This window comes from Mycolicibacterium hippocampi, assembly GCF_010723735.1.
Taxonomy (GTDB): Bacteria; Actinomycetota; Actinomycetes; order Mycobacteriales; family Mycobacteriaceae; genus Mycobacterium; species Mycobacterium hippocampi.
The window spans coordinates 2967811-2984886 of the sequence record NZ_BLLB01000002.1; the positions used below are offsets into that span (position 1 = coordinate 2967811).

The 17076-nt window shown below is 67.2% G+C and carries 23 protein-coding genes; 14 read left to right on the forward strand and 9 right to left on the reverse strand.

All coding sequences use genetic code 11. From position 1 onward, the window contains the following. Positions 1-41: 41 nt before the first annotated feature. Entirely contained in the window at positions 42-416 is a 375-nt protein-coding gene (locus G6N53_RS15365) for a YchJ family protein (RefSeq protein WP_163889721.1), read from the forward strand. On the opposite strand, the gene map is transcribed toward G6N53_RS15365, so the two are convergent. Next, positions 413-1195, reverse strand: coding sequence for a type I methionyl aminopeptidase (gene map / locus G6N53_RS15370; protein WP_163889723.1), 783 nt, complete (start codon positions 1193-1195; stop codon positions 413-415). The two genes, G6N53_RS15365 and map, sit on opposite strands and share 4 nt — an antisense overlap. A gap of 85 nt (positions 1196-1280) precedes the next feature. Between map and G6N53_RS15375 the strand changes: the two genes are divergently transcribed. Then, positions 1281-1547: a helix-turn-helix domain-containing protein gene (locus tag G6N53_RS15375; RefSeq protein WP_163889725.1), complete on the forward strand. Its 267-nt coding sequence runs from the start codon at positions 1281-1283 to the stop codon at positions 1545-1547. Between the two features lie 8 nt (positions 1548-1555). Here G6N53_RS15375 and ald read toward each other — a convergent pair whose 3' ends face one another. After that, the gene (gene ald / locus G6N53_RS15380; RefSeq protein ID WP_163889727.1) at positions 1556-2683 is read right to left on the reverse strand and encodes an alanine dehydrogenase; all 1128 of its coding nucleotides are present in this window, start codon (positions 2681-2683) and stop codon (positions 1556-1558) included. Positions 2684-2777: 94 nt separating this feature from the next. On the opposite strand from ald, the gene aldR reads away from it, so the two are divergent. After that, complete coding sequence (gene aldR, locus G6N53_RS15385; protein ID WP_163889729.1) at positions 2778-3293, forward strand: HTH-type transcriptional regulator AldR; 516 nt, start codon at positions 2778-2780, stop codon at positions 3291-3293. A gap of 7 nt (positions 3294-3300) precedes the next feature. Here the strand turns inward: aldR and G6N53_RS15390 are convergent, their stop codons facing one another. Both G6N53_RS15390 and G6N53_RS15395 read right to left on the reverse strand, forming a co-directional pair. Further along, positions 3301-4200 (reverse strand): NAD-dependent epimerase/dehydratase family protein, encoded by a 900-nt coding sequence (locus G6N53_RS15390; RefSeq protein WP_163889731.1) that lies wholly within the window; start codon positions 4198-4200, stop codon positions 3301-3303. A 9-nt stretch (positions 4201-4209) separates the two neighbouring features. Then, entirely contained in the window at positions 4210-4584 is a 375-nt protein-coding gene (locus G6N53_RS15395; RefSeq protein WP_205390384.1) for a hypothetical protein, read from the reverse strand. 103 nt (positions 4585-4687) lie between these two features. Between G6N53_RS15395 and dapB the strand changes: the two genes are divergently transcribed. From dapB to G6N53_RS15420, 5 genes are all read left to right on the forward strand, one after another. Next, positions 4688-5425: a 4-hydroxy-tetrahydrodipicolinate reductase gene (gene dapB / locus G6N53_RS15400; protein ID WP_163889733.1), complete on the forward strand. Its 738-nt coding sequence runs from the start codon at positions 4688-4690 to the stop codon at positions 5423-5425. Further along, positions 5422-5883, forward strand: a complete 462-nt coding sequence (locus tag G6N53_RS15405) for a tetratricopeptide repeat protein (protein WP_163889735.1) — start codon at positions 5422-5424, stop codon at positions 5881-5883. Before dapB ends, G6N53_RS15405 begins: the two co-directional genes overlap by 4 nt. Beyond that, positions 5880-6335 (forward strand): flavodoxin family protein, encoded by a 456-nt coding sequence (locus tag G6N53_RS15410; RefSeq protein WP_163889737.1) that lies wholly within the window; start codon positions 5880-5882, stop codon positions 6333-6335. The genes G6N53_RS15405 and G6N53_RS15410 overlap by 4 nt, the downstream gene beginning before the upstream one ends. 71 nt (positions 6336-6406) lie before the next feature. Beyond that, complete coding sequence (locus G6N53_RS15415) at positions 6407-7375, forward strand: DUF1214 domain-containing protein (protein ID WP_163895931.1); 969 nt, start codon at positions 6407-6409, stop codon at positions 7373-7375. Between the two features lie 51 nt (positions 7376-7426). Then, a complete protein-coding gene (locus G6N53_RS15420) occupies positions 7427-7903 on the forward strand; it encodes a hypothetical protein (protein ID WP_163889739.1) in 477 nt (158 codons plus the stop codon). Between the two features lie 21 nt (positions 7904-7924). Here the strand turns inward: G6N53_RS15420 and G6N53_RS15425 are convergent, their stop codons facing one another. Further along, positions 7925-8665 (reverse strand): dienelactone hydrolase family protein, encoded by a 741-nt coding sequence (locus tag G6N53_RS15425; RefSeq protein WP_163889741.1) that lies wholly within the window; start codon positions 8663-8665, stop codon positions 7925-7927. A 41-nt stretch (positions 8666-8706) separates the two neighbouring features. Here G6N53_RS15425 and G6N53_RS15430 point away from each other — a divergent pair, with 41 nt between their 5' ends. From G6N53_RS15430 to G6N53_RS15450, 5 genes are all read left to right on the forward strand, one after another. Continuing rightward, entirely contained in the window at positions 8707-9507 is an 801-nt protein-coding gene (locus tag G6N53_RS15430) for a thymidylate synthase (RefSeq protein ID WP_163889743.1), read from the forward strand. A 75-nt stretch (positions 9508-9582) separates the two neighbouring features. After that, complete coding sequence (locus G6N53_RS15435; RefSeq protein WP_163889745.1) at positions 9583-10077, forward strand: dihydrofolate reductase; 495 nt, start codon at positions 9583-9585, stop codon at positions 10075-10077. A 44-nt stretch (positions 10078-10121) separates the two neighbouring features. Further along, the gene (locus tag G6N53_RS15440; protein WP_163889747.1) at positions 10122-11357 is read left to right on the forward strand and encodes a winged helix-turn-helix domain-containing protein; all 1236 of its coding nucleotides are present in this window, start codon (positions 10122-10124) and stop codon (positions 11355-11357) included. A gap of 29 nt (positions 11358-11386) precedes the next feature. Beyond that, positions 11387-12295, forward strand: coding sequence for a haloalkane dehalogenase (locus G6N53_RS15445; protein ID WP_163889749.1), 909 nt, complete (start codon positions 11387-11389; stop codon positions 12293-12295). A 94-nt stretch (positions 12296-12389) separates the two neighbouring features. Further along, positions 12390-13493 (forward strand): GGDEF domain-containing protein, encoded by a 1104-nt coding sequence (locus tag G6N53_RS15450; RefSeq protein WP_237166531.1) that lies wholly within the window; start codon positions 12390-12392, stop codon positions 13491-13493. Here G6N53_RS15450 and G6N53_RS15455 read toward each other — a convergent pair. Genes G6N53_RS15455 through G6N53_RS15465 form a run of 4 tightly spaced genes read right to left on the reverse strand, consistent with a single transcriptional unit; the run spans position 13490 to position 16187 of the window. Further along, on the reverse strand, positions 13490-14074 hold the full coding sequence (locus G6N53_RS15455; protein ID WP_163889751.1) for a tRNA-specific adenosine deaminase: 585 nt from the start codon (positions 14072-14074) through the stop codon (positions 13490-13492). The two genes, G6N53_RS15450 and G6N53_RS15455, sit on opposite strands and share 4 nt — an antisense overlap. Before the next feature lie 24 nt (positions 14075-14098). Continuing rightward, positions 14099-14689 carry an acyl-CoA-like ligand-binding transcription factor gene (locus G6N53_RS15460; protein ID WP_163889753.1) on the reverse strand — a complete coding sequence of 197 codons (591 nt, stop codon included), beginning with the start codon at positions 14687-14689 and terminating at the stop codon, positions 14099-14101. Continuing rightward, a complete protein-coding gene (locus tag G6N53_RS29900) occupies positions 14686-15045 on the reverse strand; it encodes an aromatic-ring hydroxylase C-terminal domain-containing protein (protein ID WP_205390385.1) in 360 nt (119 codons plus the stop codon). Before G6N53_RS29900 ends, G6N53_RS15460 begins: the two co-directional genes overlap by 4 nt. Continuing rightward, positions 15042-16187 (reverse strand): FAD-dependent monooxygenase, encoded by a 1146-nt coding sequence (locus G6N53_RS15465; protein ID WP_205390386.1) that lies wholly within the window; start codon positions 16185-16187, stop codon positions 15042-15044. Before G6N53_RS15465 ends, G6N53_RS29900 begins: the two co-directional genes overlap by 4 nt. 81 nt (positions 16188-16268) lie before the next feature. On the opposite strand from G6N53_RS15465, the gene thyX reads away from it, so the two are divergent. Continuing rightward, positions 16269-17033 carry an FAD-dependent thymidylate synthase gene (gene thyX / locus G6N53_RS15470; RefSeq protein WP_163889755.1) on the forward strand — a complete coding sequence of 255 codons (765 nt, stop codon included), beginning with the start codon at positions 16269-16271 and terminating at the stop codon, positions 17031-17033. Positions 17034-17076 lie beyond the last annotated feature (43 nt).

The following is a 17076-nucleotide window of genomic DNA, read 5'->3' on the forward strand; positions in this document are numbered from 1 at the left end:
ACACGTTACTTGACAGCTGTCAAGTCAGGCACACTGTATCGGTGCGACCCGACGGCCCCTGTCCCTGCGGAACCTGCGATCCCTTCGGCCGGTGCTGCCTGCCGCTGCACATCGGCGAGCGGCCCGCGCAAACGGCCGAACAGCTGATGCGGTCCCGCTACAGCGCCTACGTCGTCGGCGACACCGAGTACGTGTGGCGGACGTGGCATCCGCGCACCCGTCCGGAAGACATCGGGCACGGCGCGGTGACGTGGTCGCGGCTCGAGATCGCCACCGTCGCCGGTGGCGGCGAGGGCGACGAACTGGGCGAGGTGGAGTTCCGTGCCCACCATCAACACGGCGTCATGCACGAACGGTCGCGGTTCGCCCGGCGCGCCGGGCGGTGGTTCTACGTCGACGGGGACGTGAGCGACTAGCGGACCGACGTCAGTATCCGAGGGCCGTTTTCGGTGATGGCGATGGTGTGTTCGGAGTGCGCGGTGTTCGAGCCGTCCGCCGATCGCAGGGTCCAGCCGTCGCCATCGATCACCAGACGATCACTGCCGCGCGCCCACCACGGTTCCAGGGCCAGCGTCAAGCCCGGCCGCAGCAGCAGGCCGCGTCCACGCCGGCCGCGATTGGAGACATGGGGATCCTCGTGCATGGTGCGGCCCAACCCGTGGCCGCCGAACTCGGCGTTGACCCGGAACCCGGCCTCGGTGGCGACCTCGCCGATCGCGGCGGAGATGTCACCGAGGCGACCGCCCGGCACCGCGGCGGAGATGCCCGCGTCGAGGGCACGTCGCGTCGACTCGATCAGCGCGGTATCGGCGGCCCCGTCACCTTCTCCGGCAGCGTCACCCACGACGACGGTAACCGCGGAGTCGGCCACCCAACCGTCGATCGACACCGCGAAGTCCAGGCTCAACACGTCACCATCGCGCAGCACGTAGTCGTGCGGCATGCCGTGCAGCACAGCATCGTTGACCGACAGGCAGATGACGTTGCGGAACGGCCCGCGACCGAACGACGGGGCGTAGTCCCAGTAGCACGATGTCGCGCCGCGGTCGTCGACCAGTGCGCGGGCCCGGTGCTCGAGCTGCATCAGGTTCACTCCCGGCTGCGCCTGGGCCGACAACGTCGCCAGCGTCTCCGCGACGAATTCACCGGTCACCGCCATCTTGTTGATCTCCGCGGCAGTCTTGAGCTCGATCACGCCTGGTCTCCGTTCACCCGTCGGTATTTTTATACCGTTGCCACGGTACCAGCGCCGGTATTTGTATACCGACTATGCTGGCGGCATGGTGCGTGTACCTCTGAGTCCGGAACAGGTGCGAGCCGGGCAGCGTCTCGGCGCGCTGATCAGAACAGCCCGAGCCGGTCGCGATCCCGAGGTGATCGCACGGGACGCCGGGATCTCCCCCGAGACACTGCGCAAGATCGAGGTCGGCCGGATGCCGAGCCCGAGCTTCGGGACGGTGGTCGGGCTGTGCGGTGCCCTCGGACTTCCCGTGCAGGAGGCCGTGGATGCCTGGGGCGGAGCCGACGACCGGCCGGTGGCCATCTAGGCCGTCGGTCAGGCCAGCAGGCCCGCCGGATCGGTGTACGGCAGCTCGAGGTCGGTGGCCACCTGCTCGGACAACAGCGCCCCCTCGTGGGTCGAGAGTCCTTTCGCCAGAGCGCTATCGGCGCGGCAGGCGCTCTTCCAGCCCTTGTCGGCGAGCTTGAGGACGTACGGCATGGTGGCGTTGGTCAGCGCAAAGGTCGACGTCCGCGGCACCGCGCCCGGCATGTTGGCCACGCAGTAGAAGACGGTGTCGTGCACCGGGAACGTCGGGTCGTCGTGGGTGGTCGGGCGTGAATCCTCGAAGCAGCCGCCCTGGTCGATGGCGATGTCGACCAACACTGCACCCGACTTCATTTGAGCGACAGTCGAATTGGTGACCAGCTTGGGCGCCTTCGCGCCAGGCACCAGGACGGCGCCGATCACGAGATCGGCCGCCTTGACCGCATCGTCGAGGTCGAGCGTCGACGAGTAGCGGGTCTCGATGGCGCCGCCGTACTCGGCGTCGATCTTGCGCAGCGTGTTGACATTCAGGTCGAACACCGTGACGTGGGCGCCCATACCCCAGGCCACCGCCGCGGCGTTGTCGCCCGCCATCCCGCCGCCGATGACGACGACCTTGGCCGGGGCGACGCCGGGGACGCCGCCCATCAGCACCCCGCGACCGCCCTTGGTGCGCATCAGGTGGTAGGCGCCGACCTGCGCGGACAACCGGCCGGCCACCTCGGACATCGGCGCGAGGAGAGGGAGTGCCACCGACCCGTCCGATCCGGTGGTCTGCACGGTCTCGTAGGCGATCGAGGTGGTCCCGGAGGCCAGCAGTGCGTCGGTGCACGGCCTGGATGCGGCCAGATGCAGGTAGGTGAACAGCGTTTGTCCCTTGCGCATCCGCGAGTACTCGGCCTCGATCGGCTCCTTGACCTTGAGCAGCAGCTCTGCCTCGGCCCATACCTCGTCGGCTTCGGTGACGAGCTGCGCTCCCGCGCGCTTGAAGTCTGCGTCCGAGATCGCCGATCCGTCGCCGGCACCGGACTCGATGAGGACCTCATGACCGCGGCGGACCAGCTCGGCGACCCCCGACGGGGTGATCGCCACGCGAAACTCGTTGTTCTTGATCTCGGTCGGGATGCCGACACGCATGATCGCTCCTCAAAGTATTGGTTGTTGGTGCTAATTGTGAAGAACTGCCGGGGTCTGTGCAATAAAGTCGACTATCTTTCGATACTCTTCGCTCGTGAGTGAATATTCATCACAGCCTGCCGATCGGCAGCCGCGGTCCCCGAAGGATGTTCGGCCGGCCGTGATCGATGACGTCGACCGGCGGATCCTGACTGCGCTGCACGCCGACGCCCGCATGTCCAACAGCGCGCTGGCCGAGCTGGTCGGTATCGCCGCGTCGACCTGCCACGGCCGGGTGCGCCGGCTGCAGGAGTCCGGCGTGATCCGGGGCTTCTACGCGGACATCGACCCGGCCGCCATCGGTCTGACCCTGCAGGCGATGATCTCGGTCAGCCTGCAATTCAACGCGCGAAGCAAGATCCGCAACTTCATCCAGCACATCCGCCGGATGCCCCAGGTGATGGACGTGTATTTCCTGGCAGGCGCCGACGACTTCATCCTGCACGTGGCCGCGCGCGACACCGACGACCTGCGGTCGTTCGTCGTGGAGAACCTCAACGCCGACGCCGATGTCGCAGGCACGCAGACATCGTTGATCTTCGAGCACCTTCGGGGGGCGTCGCCGTTGTGACGCGTTGTCAGCCGACCAGTTCGGGGTGGAACGTCGTGACCATCCGCCGGATCCCGTCACGCCAATCGACAGTGGTGCCGCCGGTGAGCTCACGCATTCTGGTGGAGTCGGTGGGTCCGCCGCGCAGGGCCTGGGCGCTGTCCTCGAACACGGGTTCTCGGCCGACCATCGAACCGATGTATCGGGCCCACTCCTGCAGGCTGACTTCCTGTTCGCCGCACCAGTTGACGGTGGTGGCCGGTACCGACGCGGCGTCGAGCAGCTTGGGCAGCGTGGCGATGATGTCGTCCTCGTGGATGGGGTTGTAGCGCGCCGGCCCGCCAGGTGGAACGGGGATCGGGACCCCGTTCAGCAGCATCTCCATGTGGTAGAACGGCCAGCCGCCGTGGTCGCCGTAGGGCACGTTGAGGCGCGCGATGACCGTCGGCACGCCGAGGGCTCGCGCCATCGACCGGGCCACCACCTCACCGGCGATCTTGGAGATGGAGTAGGTGGGGAACAACGACTTGTGGTTGTCGCCGAGCGCGGTGGACTCGGTGCGCGGTTCGTCGTCCGGCGGGTCGTACACCGCCGCCGACGAGCACTGCAGGAACGCTTTTGCATCGGAACAGTGCGCCATCAGCAGGCCGACGGATTCCGCGTTGGCCCCGAGGTCCTTGTCCCAGCGCCCGCTCTTGGCCACCGCCAGGTTCAGCACATAGTCGAAATCGCGGGGAATGCCGGAGAAGTCACCGGCAGCCAGATTGACCGTCTCGCAACGCACCCCGGACTTCTCCAGCTCTTCGCGGGCGGCGGCATCGGTGAAGCGGGCGATGCCCCACACCTCGTTGTCGGCCACCAGCGCTTTCGCGACGGGGGTTGCCACCTGGCCCGACGCGCCGGTGATCAGGATCTTGTAGCCGCGCATGGGGTGGCGCTACGCAGCTGTCAACGTGACGTTGTACAGGTTGACCGCCACGTCGCCGGGCAGGATGTCGACGAACGTCGGGGCGTCGCGCAGTGCGCCGCCGGTGGCGATGATGTTGGCAGGAAATGTTCCGGCACAGGGGAAGTTGCTGCATCGTAACCAGTACCCCGGAGCGCTCTGATAGGGCTGCATGCTCGGTGACTGGTCGACGCGGTAGCGCCCGGGCGGGATGAACGTCGTCGCCCAGCCCTCGCGCGGTTGGGTGCTGACGCCGAAGACGCCGTTGCTTCCGTAGCTCACCGGTGCCGCCCCGGCGGGTGCGACCAGGATGCCCGCCGACGCCAACGCGCCTGCAGCGGCCAGTGCCGAGACGATGCTGTTCATACCCAGAAGCGTAGAGGTGTCGTCGCGGATCTTTGCCGTCTTCGGGGGAGAGGTATCTCGCGAGGCCCACAGTGCGGTCTGGCGCGCACGTTAGGGTTAGGCCATGCGAGTCGGAGTGCTGGGCGCCCACGGCAAGGTCGGCGCGACCATGGTGCAGGCAGTGCAGGATGCAGACGATCTCACATTCTCTGCAGGGGTGGACGCCGACCAATCGCTGTCGGTGCTGGTGGAGGCCGACACCGAGGTGGTCATCGATTTCACTCATCCCAGCGTGGTGATGGACAACCTGAAGTTCCTGATCGACAACGGTATCCACGCCGTCATCGGCACCACCGGCTTCACCGATGAGCGCATCGCCGAGGTGAAGGGCTGGTTGACGGCCAAGCCCGAGGTGGCGGTGCTGATCGCGCCGAACTTTGCGATCGGCGCGGTGTTGTCCATGCACTTCGCGCAGCAGGCAGCGCGGTTCTTCGAGTCCGTAGAGGTCATCGAGCTGCATCATCCGCACAAGGCCGATGCCCCGTCCGGGACGGCCGCCCGTACCGCGAAGCTCATCGCCGCAGCACGAAAAGGCCTGCCGCCCAACCCCGATGCCACCAGCACCGGTTTGGACGGCGCGCGTGGGGCCGACGTCGACGGCGTCCCGGTCCACTCGGTACGCCTCGCCGGGCTCGTCGCACATCAGGAAGTTTTGTTCGGCACGCAGGGTGAGACGTTGACGATCAGGCACGACAGCATGGACCGGACGTCGTTCGTGCCGGGAGTGCTGTTGGCCGTGCGAAAGATCCGCGAGTTCCCCGGGCTGACGGTGGGTCTCGAGCCCCTTCTCGATCTGACATGAGTGACGGAGCGCGCGCGCTACGCATCCAGCTGCTGATCGCGTTCATGTGCGTTGCGCTCGTCGTGTACTTCGTGATGCTCGGTCGCGCCGCGTTCGTGTTCATCTCCTCTGGGCGGCCTGCGGCGATCGGGCTGGGCGTGGCGATCCTGATCCTGCCGGTCATCGGCAGTTGGGTGATGGTGGCGACGTTGCGGGCCGGGCTGGCGCACCAGCGCTTGGCACGACTGGCGCGAGACGAGGGGATGGAACTCGACGTCAGCGAACTGCCCCGCAGGCCGTCCGGCCGTATCCAGCGAGACGCCGCAGACGCTCTTTTCGCGACGGTGCGCGACGAACTGGAATCCGACCCCGACAACTGGCGGCGCTGGTATCGATTGGCACGCGCGTACGACTATGCCGGTGATCGCACCCGGGCCCGGGAAGCGATGAAGAGGGCTGTCGAGATGGAGGCATCGTGAGCAAGACGCTCCTGATCGTTCACCACACACCGTCACCGCATTGCCACGAGATGTTCGAGTCTGTGCTCGCCGGTGCGACCGACCCTGACATCGACGGCGTGGAGGTCATCCGTCGACCCGCCCTGACGGTCTCGCCCGCCGAGTTGCTGGAGGCTGACGGCTACGTTCTGGGCTCTCCAGCCAACCTGGGCTACATCAGTGGCGCTCTCAAGCACGCCTTCGATCAGTCCTACTACCAGCTGCTCGATTCCACCCGCGGCCGACCATTCGGTCTGTATCTGCACGGCAACGAGGGCACCGAGGGCGCCGAGCGCGCGGTTTCGTCCATCACCAACGGGCTGGGGTGGGCACAGGCCGCGCAGACGGTCATCGTGGCAGGCAAGCCTGACAAGTCTGACCTGGAAGCGTGCTGGGAACTCGGCGCGAGCGTCGCTGCGCAATTGATGGGATAGACCATCCCACCGGAATGTGGCTTGTGTTTCGATCGAGGGTGGGTTCAGTTGAACTGATGGGAGAAGTCGACATGGCGGTCCTGGTGAACGCCGATAACTTCGTGCGAGCGGAGACGCACCGGATGTTCGGGGACATCCAGCGCGACGCGGGCGGGGTCGGACGTTTCCGGCATAAGCGGGTACCGGCGCCGATCGACGAGCAGACCGTCATCCGGTTGAACCGGGACACGCTCTACAGCTTCGCGATCGTCGATCTGGCGAAGCCGGCCTGGCTCTCATTGCCCGAGTGCGGAGGCCGATACATGTCGGCAATGGTGGTGAACGAAAATCACTTCATCAATGTGATCCTTCATTCTCCGGTCCGTCACCAGTTGACCCGAGAGTGCTGTGGGTCGCGTTACGCATTGGTGGCGGTCCGTACTCTGGTCGACCCGCGCGATCCCAGCGACGTTGCCGCGGTCGGTGCTCTTCAGGACCGGATCTCCCTGGAGTCGAATTCGTCGGAGGCATTCACCGGTCCGGAGTACGACACCGTCACTCTCGACAAGACGCGCGCCGCCCTGCTCAGCTTGGCGAGCGGCTTGACGGGCTTTGAGCGTGCATTCGGCAGGTCGGAAGACGTCGATCCGATTCGCCACCTGATCGGCACTGCCGCTGGATGGGGTGGCCTCCCGACGTCGGAGGCAGCCTACGTCGGCGTCGACCCCGGCGTGGCGCCTGGCGATTACGAGCTGACGTTCAAGGACGTTCCGGTCGACGCGTTCTGGTCTGTCTCGGTGTACAACGCCGACGGCTTCTTCGAGCCGAATCCTCATGGGCTCTACTCCGTCAACAGTGTCACCGGGGCACCGAACGAGGACGGGTCGATCACCGTGTACTTCAGCGCCGGGTCCGGGGCGGCTGACATGCCGAACTGCATCATCACACCGCCAGGTTGGAACTATCTGATTCGGCTCTACCGCCCACGCGCGGAGTTCTTCAGCGGAGCATGGACGGCGCCTTCGCTGCGGCCGATCACCGGATCTGGGTCGACCAGCTGAGACGAAGGCTCGGCCCCCTGGCCGCAGCGACAGATTGACGGAGGGAAACACATGCCGGGAATCGCCGAACTCGCCCTGGGCGCCGCGCCGATCGCCGGGGGCGCGTTGCTCGGAGCGGCCGCGGGCAACATCAAGCCGCCCGACATGCGCGGACTGATCAGCAAGGATCTCGATCTGCTCGCCCGCATCCCAGCGGAGCAGGAGGACCGCCGGGCCAGGCTGCAGCGCAGCATCGATCAGCGCATCGACGACCTCATCGCCGCGACCGACAAGAGCAGGCAACTGCGCGAAGCGGCGTCGAGCTACACGGGGCTCGGCGGCTGGCGCGACGTCATGGTGCTGGTGGCCACCCTGTTGTTCACGGTCATCTGGTGGCACATCGACCACAGTCGATCGAACTGGATGTTGATGTTCATCGTGCTCGTGGCACTGAACATCGTCGTTGCGGGCTACGTGCTGCGCGACGTCCGCAACGCGTTCCGCCGCAAACGCCCCGGCGGCTCAGGCGCGCACTCGCCTGCGTCCTGAGGTTCTCCGGGGCCGGGTCCGTCACCGCGGCAGGTGCGCAGCAAAAAACGTGGTCGTCGCGTCCCAGTGGCGCCGCGCCGCCGCCTCGTCGTACGGAGCGTTGTCCGGCACCGCGAACCCGTGCAACGCGGGGTAGAACTCGATCGTGTGCTCGACCCCTGCCGCGGTGAGCGCCTGGTCCAGGGTCTCGCCGTCCTCGGCGGTGAACGACCGGTCGTCCTGAGCGGCCCCCACATAAACCGCCGCCCGCATCCGGTCGGCGAGCAGGTGCGGGCTCCCGGGATCGTCGGCTGCGAGCCCGCCGCCGTGGAAGGACATCGCCGCCGCGACCCGCTCGGGAACACTGCCGGCGACCACCAGGGAGGTGCGGCCGCCCATGCAGTACCCGGTGGTTCCGAACGACGTTCCGCTGACCTCAGGCCGCGCCGACAGATAATCGAAGAACGCCGTTGCGTCGGCCACCATCCTGTCGGTGGTCACCGTGGAGATCATCGCGAACAACCGCGCGCGTTCGGCCTGGTCCTCGAACACCGTGGCCATGCTGAACGGCGCCCACTCACCCTCGCGGTAGTAGACGTCCGGCACCAGCACGGCGTATCCATGACCGGCGAGTTCGTCGGCCATCGCGGAAAAGGTGGGGCGCACGCCTCCCGCGTCGGGGTACATGACGACGCCGGGCCAGGGCCCGTTCCCGTCGGGGGTGTGTAGGGAGACAGGGCAGGAGCCGTCGGCGGTCGCCACGGCATCGTTGATCGTCGGCATGGTTGTAGTTCTACTCCGGCCGGGCCACGTAAGCTGGGCGCGTGCCGATCGCCACCCCGTATGAGGATCTGTTGCGCCGGGTGCTCGACACCGGGATCCCGAAGTCCGACCGCACCGGCACCGGGACCCGCAGCCTGTTCGGTCACCAGCTGCGCTACGACCTCGGGGCCGGGTTTCCGCTGATCACCACGAAGAAGGTGCATACCAAGTCGATCGTCTACGAGCTGCTGTGGTTCCTGCGCGGTGACTCGAACGTCCGGTGGCTGCAAGAACGCGGTGTCACGATCTGGGACGAATGGGCGTCCCCCACAGGAGATCTCGGCCCGGTGTACGGCGTCCAGTGGCGGTCCTGGCCGACGCCGTCGGGTGCCCACATCGACCAGATCAGCGCAGCTCTGGAACTGCTGAAGTCCGACCCCGACTCGCGACGCAACATCGTCTCGGCGTGGAACGTCGGAGAGATACCGCAGATGGCGCTGCCGCCGTGCCACGCGTTCTTTCAGTTCTACGTGGCACAGGGCCAACTGAGCTGTCAGCTCTACCAACGCAGCGCCGACCTGTTCCTGGGGGTGCCGTTCAACATCGCCAGCTATGCGCTGCTGACCCACATGATGGCCGCGCAGGCCGGCCTCGGTGTCGGCGAGTTCATCTGGACCGGAGGAGACTGTCACATCTATGACAACCACGTCGAGCAGGTCACCGAGCAACTGTCGCGGACTCCGCGTCCCTACCCGGAACTCGTTCTGGCGCATCGGGATTCGATCTTCGACTACACCTACGACGATATCGTCGTGAAGAACTACGACCCACATCCGGCGATCAAGGCACCGGTGGCGGTATGAGGACTGCTCGCAGGTCCGAATCATGGAGGACTGCTCGCAGGTCCGAATCATGAGGACTGCTCGCGGGTCCGGATCATGACGGCGACCCTCAACCTGATCTGGGCGCAGTCCAGCTCCGGGGTCATCGGCCGGGACAACACCGTTCCGTGGCGGGTGCCCGAGGACCTGGTCCGCTTCAAAGAGCTCACCATGGGCCACACCGTCATCATGGGCAGGCTGACCTGGGAGTCACTGCCGACAACTGTGCGCCCGTTGCCCGGCCGCAAGAACATCGTGGTGACACGGCAGCCCGGTTACCTGGCCGAAGGGGCGCAAGTCGTCGGCTCCCTCGAGGACGCGCCGCTCGACGACGCCTGGGTGATCGGTGGTTCGCAGATCTACGGTCTGGCGCTGCCGCTGGCGAGCCGATGTGAAATCACCGAGGTCGACCTCGATCTGCACAGGCAGGACGACGACGCGTTGGCGCCGGTCCTCGACGAGTCCTGGGCCGGCACCGAAGGGCCCTGGCAGGACAGCTCCTCGGGGTTGCGTTACCGGTTCTACAGTTATCACCGCATCCCCGAGTCGTAGCCGCGACGTCGCATTCTGTCGGTGCGGTAGGCGACGATGTCGTGATGGCTTCCTCTGCCCCCGCTCGCGGGGCGACGCTGACCGCCGCCCAGGCACGCCGGATCGCCGTCACCGCGCAGGGATTCACCGAACCCAAGCCGGGTGGCCCGGTCACCCGGGCGCACCTGCGCAGGCTGACCGACCGCATCCAGGTGCTGCAGCTGGACTCGGTGTCGGTGGCGGTACGAGCGCACTACGCACCCGTTTTCAGCCGGCTCGGTCCCTACGACCGTCAGGTGCTGGACCGGGCGGCGTGGAGTCACTCGGCGCGCTCACCGCGGCTGCTCGTCGAGTACTGGGCGCACGAGGCCGCGCTGATGTCGGTCGACGACTGGCCGCTGCTGCGCTGGCGCATGCGGGAGTACCGCCATGGCCGGTGGGGAACCGAGATCGTCAAGCGCAACGCCCGGCTCGCCGACGACATCGTGGCCGCGGTCGCGGCCCTGGGTCCGTCGACCGCCGCTCAGATCGAGGCGCACCTCGAGTCCGCACCCCGCGGGCGCAAGGGGCCGTGGTGGGATCGCAGCGACACCAAGTGGGTGGCCGAGGCGCTGTGGTCGGCAGGGGTGCTGACGACGGCGACCAGGGTCGGGTTCGCCCGTCACTACGATCTCACCGAACGGGTGCTGCCTGCCGAGGTGGTGGCACGGGACGTCGACGAAGCCGACGCCATCCGGGAGCTGACGCTGCGGGCGGCCACCGCGCTCGGCATCGGCACCGAAGCCGACCTGCGCGACTACTTCCGGCTCGCCGCCCGGCAGGTGAAGCCGGCCATCGCGGATCTGCTGGCCTGCGGGGAGATCGAGCGGGTCGACGTCGCGGGCTGGGCGGCGCCGGCCTATCTGCGCGCCGGCCAGATCATCCCGCGCAAGGACCGGGGGACGGCACTGCTGTGCCCGTTCGACCCGCTGATCTTCTTCCGTCCCAGGATCGAGCGGCTGTTCGGGTTCCATTACCGCATCGAGATCTACACGCCGGCTCCCCGGCGTCAGTTCGGCTACTACGTGTGGCCGTTGATGGTCGACGGGCAGCTCGTCGGCCGGGTCGACCTCAAAGCCGACCGGATCACCAGCACCCTCCACGTCGGCGGCGCGTTCGCCGAGGACGGGCACCGGCATTCGCAGGTCGCCGCGGCGCTGGCGGGGGAGCTGCGTGCGATGGCGAGCTGGCTCGGGCTCGACGACGTCAGCGTCGGTGAGCGCGGCGACCTCGTGACGGAGTTGCGCCGCAGTCTTGGTTAAGTGGTGCCCGTAGGGAAAGGATGGTGCCCATGGACTTTCTCCGCACGCCCGACGAGCGCTTCGAACAGCTGCCGGATTTTCCCTTCGCGCCGCACTATGTCGAGCTGGGCGCAGACCTCGCGGGATTGCGGATGCACTACCTCGACGAGGGGCCGCCGGACGGGGAGGTGGTGTTGTTGCTCCACGGCGAGCCGTCCTGGAGCTATCTGTACCGGAAAATGATCCCGGTCCTCGTCGACGCCGGGTTGCGCGCCGTCGCGATCGACCTCGTCGGGTTCGGCCGCAGCGACAAACCGACCCTCCGGGAAAGCTACACCTACCAAGCGCATGTCGACTGGACCTGGGCGGCCATCGAGGCCATCGGCCTGACCGACATGACGTTGGTCTGCCAGGACTGGGGTGGACTCATCGGCCTGCGCCTGGTGGGCGAGCACCCGGACCGGTTCGCCAGAGTCGTGGCCGCCAACACCGTGCTGCCCACGGGAGATCAGCCTCCCGGTGAGGCGTTCCTGGCATGGCGACGGTTCAGCCAGGAGAGCCCGGAGTTCCCCGTCGGCAAGATCATCAACAACGCCTGTGTGTCGAATGTGCCCGCAGACGTGATGGCGGCCTACGACGCGCCGTTCCCCGACGATTCCTACAAGGCCGGCGCACGGCACTTCCCGATGCTGGTACCGACCAGCCCCGACGATCCCGCGTCTGCGGCGAACCGGGCCGCCTGGGAGTCGCTGCGCCGTTTCGACCGGCCTTTCCTGTGTGCGTTCTCCGACTCCGACCCGATCACCCGTGATGCCGCACCGATGCTGCGCAAGCTCGTCCCGGGAGCCGCCGGGCAGCCCCTGGTGACGATCGAGCAGGCCGGCCACTTCCTGCAGGAGGACAAAGGCCGCGAGCTCGCCGAAGTCGTGGTGGATTTCGTCAACGCCAACCCGCGTTAGGCGATGCAGGTCGGGCTTCCGAGATGACGCAGCGCTGATTCGCGGGCACACTTCGGTATGGTTGCGCTGACGTGGACGCGCGCCGGTCAGGAATGTGCACGTTCGGACGGGGTCGCTGATGGGCTGGTGGCAGACCGACCAGTTCGACTGGTTCACCATCTATCTGCGTGACCGCGGGCTGCAGTTGCGGTGGCGTCTTGCCGTCTTCGTCTTCACGGTGTTCCTGGGTGCGGTTCCCCTGTTGCTGCTCGCCAGCCCTGCCGGGCCGGACACCGCCCTGCGGAGGGGCTTCGCGATCGCCGCTGCGGTCTCGGCGTTCGCGGTATCGACGTTGTGGTTGCTGCGCTGGCCGTCCCGCACCCAGTCGCTGATTTACAACGCTGTCTGCTCGGGTTGCATCGCCGCAGGCTGCCTCGTGGTACCGGACCCGTACGGCGGGTTGATGGGATGCACGCTCTTCGCGGCCGTCGGTGGGTTCCTGGCCTACTTCCACGCCTTGGCACATGTGCTCGCGAACTTTGTGGTGGCCATGGGCTGTGCCGCCATCACCGCCACCAGGATGTTCGTCGACACCGGGGACGGCGTTCTGGTGGTCGCGTCGTTTCTGCTCGTGATCGGTCTGAACATCGGGGTTCCGTTCGGGATCTACTCGGTGGTGCACACGTTGCGAGTGGATCTGAGGAACTCCGACCGCGATCCGTTGACCGGACTGCTGAACAGGCGCTCGTTCTACAACGCGGTCCAGGAGCTCCTGGTGGCAGTGCAGGGTACGGCAGGCCTGCACCTCAACGTCACGATGGTCGACCTCGACGACTTCAAGAAGCTCAACGACACCAGGGGGCATGCAGTCGGCGATCAGGCGCTGGTCGGTGTCGGCGTCGTTCTTGCCGAGAACTGCAGTCGAGGCGCGGTTCTCGGCCGGCTGGGCGGCGAGGAGTTCGTCATCGCCGACACCGCCACCGCTGCGGAGCATGCCGCGGCGGCCGAACGCATCCGCGCCGGCATTGCCGCGACGCCCTACCGGATCACCGCCAGCCTCGGAACCTGCAGCGCGGCTCTGCCCGTGGATGTCTCGGACAGCGTCGCCGACTTCATCGAGCAGCTGATCCGGGTGGCTGACGAGACGATGTACCGGTCGAAACGTGCCGGCGGCAACCGGTCCCAACGCCGTTATCTCGATCAGGCCGAATGCCCCTAATTCAGTGGAATGACGTTGTCACCCTTGGTTTCCTGATACTGCGTCGACAGCGCATCGTAGCGGCCGCGGATGACGTGGCGCTGCTCGCGCAGTCGGGTGCGTAGCGGTTCGGGCTCGCCGTCGATCAGGTCGCCGATCGCGTATGCCGTCCAGTACTCATTGGTGCGGCGGTACCCGCCGGGGTCCAGGCCGAACACCTCCTTGAGGATCGCGAGGTCGTGGGGGATCGCGAAGCTGTCCCGAGAATCCTCGTGACTGTAGAAGTAGTAGTAGTTGTCGAAGCCCGCCCAGGTGATGGCCGACATGCACAGCGTGCAGGGCTCGTGGGTGGTCAGGAACACCAGATCGCGCGTCGACGGCCGCGCCGGCAGCTCGTAGAACTGCCGCAGCGTGTTGATCTCACCGTGCCAGAGCGGATTGTCGGTTTCGTCGTTGGTGCCCGCGATGACCAGTGAGAGGTCCGATTTGTGCAACAGCGCCGCGCCGAACACCTTGTTGCCGTCGGCGACGGCGCGCTCGGTGAGCGGAAGGACGTCGTGTTCGATGACGTCGAGCAGTCGGGAGGTGAGCGTCACGGCCATGGCCAACACTAACGCGGTCGGTCGTCACCCGCCGCCGACGAACCCGTCCTGTAGCACGGCGAACGCGCGGTCGAAAAGCGCGACCAGATCCTCGTCGTCCCCGGCCGCCCACGCCGAGATCGCCACGGTCATGGCCCCCAACACGGCGGCGGCCTGCACGGTGACGGCGTAGTTCGGGGCGGCCAAACCCGCTCGGCGTGCCAGAGCTCGCGCGATGAGGTCCCGAGTCTGTTCCTGGGCCAACAGGTTCCGGCTCCGCAGTGCCGGAGTGTCGAGCACCAGCCGGGTCCGGATCAGCAACGCGTCCCGGTCGGTCGCCAAGATCGCGCGCAATCCTTCGCGTAACGCGGCCCCGACGGCGGCCAGCGGCGGTTCTCCGGGTGGGCGCGTCGCGATGAACTCTTCGAGCAGCGGATCGTATTCGTCGTACTCGACCACTGCTTCCTTCTGCGGGAAGTGCCGGAAGAACGTCATGTGCGAGACGCCTGCCGAGGCGGCGATCTCGTCGACAGTGGTTGCATCGAAGCCTTTTTCGGCGAAGAGCGCAAGTGCGTGGTCCTGGATGAGGCGACGGGTCCGCGCTTTCTTGCGGGCGTGCCAGGTCGTCTCGGTCACGACACCGGCGTCCGCTCCCCGAGTGCCTCATCGAGCCACGCCTCGAGGGCCCCGTGACTGGTTCCACGCCACGCCAGGTGTCCGTCCGGCCGAATCAGGAGGGTGTCCTTTTGTCCGTGGAGTGCAGCAACCTCGCCCAGGCGGGCCTTCGCCACCTCGGCGATGCTCCGGTCACCCAGCACAGCCCACCCGGGACCGAGCACCTGATAGAGCCGAACCGCACGGCCGTCGTCGGTGAGGCAGGCGCGGTCACGCACCCGGTCACCGGCCCGGAGTCCCGGCAGCAGCCGCAGATGTCCGGCGCCGAGCGGCCCGCGCCGGTAGGAGACCTGCAACTGCGAACTCTTGTCGGTCATGAACTGCTGGATGGGGCGACGATTGAGCAAGGGCACGGCCACCCGGTTGCGCAGCAGTCGCGACAGGCGCCCTTGGCCCACCACGATCCGCGTGACCCCACTGGTCGAGGTGAGCACATCCTCGGCCACGGGTCGCCGCTCGGCGGCGTAGGTGTCGAGCAGCCGGTCGGCAGCGCGGCCCGAGATGACGAGGCCAGTTTGAATGCGAGGTTCTCGGCGTCACCTATCCCGGTGTTCATCCCCTGACCGCCGAACGGGCTGTGGATGTGGGCGGCGTCGCCCGCGAGCAACACCCGGCCGGTGCGGTAGCTGTCGGCGAGCCTGCGGTGGATGCGGAACGTCGACGTCCATTCCGTCGAGCGCACCGTCGCTCCGGCTTCCTCTGCGAGGTGGCGTGCCAGGGTCTCGACGATCTCGTCCTGGGTTTGATTCTCGTGACCCTCGGGCGCCAGGGCCATCAGCCGCCAGAGGTCCTCGCCGGGCAGCGGGAACGCGGCCAGCATGGTGTCGGCGCGCATCCAGGTCTGCACGCCGTCACGCGGCCGGTCGAGGTCGGCGTGGACGTCGGCAAGCAGGAAACGCTCGATGATCGGTACCCCCGGGAAGCCCACGGCCATGCACCGTCGGATCACGCTGTGGGCACCGTCGGCGCCGACCACCCAGGCAGCGTCGACGTCGGAGCCGTCCTCGAGGTGCACGGTGGCGCCATTCGACGACGCGGTGACACCGCACACCGCCCGGCCCCATTCGACGGTCGTCCCCAGGGCGGTGAGGCGCTCGCGCAACGCACCCTCGATGTCGGCCTGCGAGATCAACAGCGCGCGAGGTCCGCCGAGACGGGTGGACAGGCCGACGGGAAAGCTCGCCAGAGCCCGACCGTCGACATTGACGGTCACCCGTCGAATCGGCAGGCCACGGTCGGGGATGCCGCCGAGTGCGCAGAGTCGGTCGAGGACTTCGACGCCGCGGGGTTGCAGGCCAAGGGCGCGCGAGGTGACAGCGGCGTGTGGCGCCTTGTCGAGCACCCGTACCGCGATCCCGGCAGAGCGAAGGGCGCAGGCGAGGGTCAGGCCGGTGGGGCCGGCCCCCACCACGACGACGTCGGTGTGCACGCTCGCCTCCCGGATGTTAGTAGCTAACATGTTACTCACTAACACACAGTTGTCCAGCGAACCCCGGTGCGGTCCGCCGAATCGGCGTCGTCGCCGGATAGGGTTGGGCCCGTGGCCGAGATCGCGCCGCTGCGTGTGCAGCTGATCGCCAAGACGGAGTTCTCGGCACCGGAGGACGTGCCGTGGGACACCGACGCCGACGGCGGCGCCGCGTTGGTGGAATTCGCCGGCCGCGCCTGTTATCAGAGCTGGTCGAAGCCCAATCCCCGCACCGCCACCAATGCGTCCTATCTGCGTCACATCATCGACGTCGGGCACTTCTCGGTGCTCGAGCACGCGTCGGTGTCGTTCTACATCACCGGCATCTCGCGCTCCTGCACCCACGAGCTCATCCGGCACCGGCACTTCTCCTACTCGCAGCTGTCCCAGCGTTTTGTGCCCGAGCACGAGTCGCAGGTGGTGGCACCACCGGGAATCGAGAACGACCCGGAGCTGGAGGAGATCTTCACCGCCGCCGCCGATGCCGGCCGCGCCGCCTACGCCGAGCTTCTCAGCCGCCTGGAGGCCAAGCTGATCGGCGACCAGCCCGCCGGCGGCGCTGCGGTGCTACGACGCAAACAGGCCCGTCAGGCGGCCCGCGCGGTCCTGCCCAACGCCACCGAGACACGCATCGTGGTCACCGGCAACTACCGGGCGTGGCGGCACTTCATCGCGATGCGGGCCAGCGAGCACGCTGACGTGGAGATCCGACGGTTGGCGATCGAGTGCCTCCGCCAACTCGTCGGTGTCGCCCCCCAGGTGTTCTCCGACTTCGAGATCACGGTGCTCGCCGATGGCACAGAGGTCGCGACCAGCCCGCTGGCAACCGAGGTGTGAGCCGACAATGCAGTCGTGGCGCGGCGAGCCGAGGAGGTAATCT

What these genes read in the sequence shown, in the direction of transcription:
- G6N53_RS15405 (WP_163889735.1), top strand. Translation starts at nt 5,422, where the DNA reads ATGAGTGACGGAGCGCGCGCGCTACGCATCCAGCTGCTGATCGCGTTC.
- ald (WP_163889727.1), bottom strand. Translation starts at nt 2,683, where the DNA reads ATGCGTGTCGGCATCCCGACCGAGATCAAGAACAACGAGTTTCGCGTG.
- G6N53_RS29900 (WP_205390385.1), bottom strand. Translation starts at nt 15,045, where the DNA reads ATGACCGACAAGAGTTCGCAGTTGCAGGTCTCCTACCGGCGCGGGCCG.
- G6N53_RS15395 (WP_205390384.1), bottom strand. Translation starts at nt 4,584, where the DNA reads ATGAACAGCATCGTCTCGGCACTGGCCGCTGCAGGCGCGTTGGCGTCG.
- G6N53_RS15375 (WP_163889725.1), top strand. Translation starts at nt 1,281, where the DNA reads ATGGTGCGTGTACCTCTGAGTCCGGAACAGGTGCGAGCCGGGCAGCGT.
- G6N53_RS15465 (WP_205390386.1), bottom strand. Translation starts at nt 16,187, where the DNA reads ATGTTAGCTACTAACATCCGGGAGGCGAGCGTGCACACCGACGTCGTC.
- G6N53_RS15435 (WP_163889745.1), top strand. Translation starts at nt 9,583, where the DNA reads ATGACGGCGACCCTCAACCTGATCTGGGCGCAGTCCAGCTCCGGGGTC.
- G6N53_RS15445 (WP_163889749.1), top strand. Translation starts at nt 11,387, where the DNA reads ATGGACTTTCTCCGCACGCCCGACGAGCGCTTCGAACAGCTGCCGGAT.
- G6N53_RS15390 (WP_163889731.1), bottom strand. Translation starts at nt 4,200, where the DNA reads ATGCGCGGCTACAAGATCCTGATCACCGGCGCGTCGGGCCAGGTGGCA.
- G6N53_RS15420 (WP_163889739.1), top strand. Translation starts at nt 7,427, where the DNA reads ATGCCGGGAATCGCCGAACTCGCCCTGGGCGCCGCGCCGATCGCCGGG.
- G6N53_RS15425 (WP_163889741.1), bottom strand. Translation starts at nt 8,665, where the DNA reads ATGCCGACGATCAACGATGCCGTGGCGACCGCCGACGGCTCCTGCCCT.
- G6N53_RS15455 (WP_163889751.1), bottom strand. Translation starts at nt 14,074, where the DNA reads ATGGCCGTGACGCTCACCTCCCGACTGCTCGACGTCATCGAACACGAC.
- dapB (WP_163889733.1), top strand. Translation starts at nt 4,688, where the DNA reads ATGCGAGTCGGAGTGCTGGGCGCCCACGGCAAGGTCGGCGCGACCATG.
- G6N53_RS15440 (WP_163889747.1), top strand. Translation starts at nt 10,122, where the DNA reads ATGGCTTCCTCTGCCCCCGCTCGCGGGGCGACGCTGACCGCCGCCCAG.
- G6N53_RS15415 (WP_163895931.1), top strand. Translation starts at nt 6,407, where the DNA reads ATGGCGGTCCTGGTGAACGCCGATAACTTCGTGCGAGCGGAGACGCAC.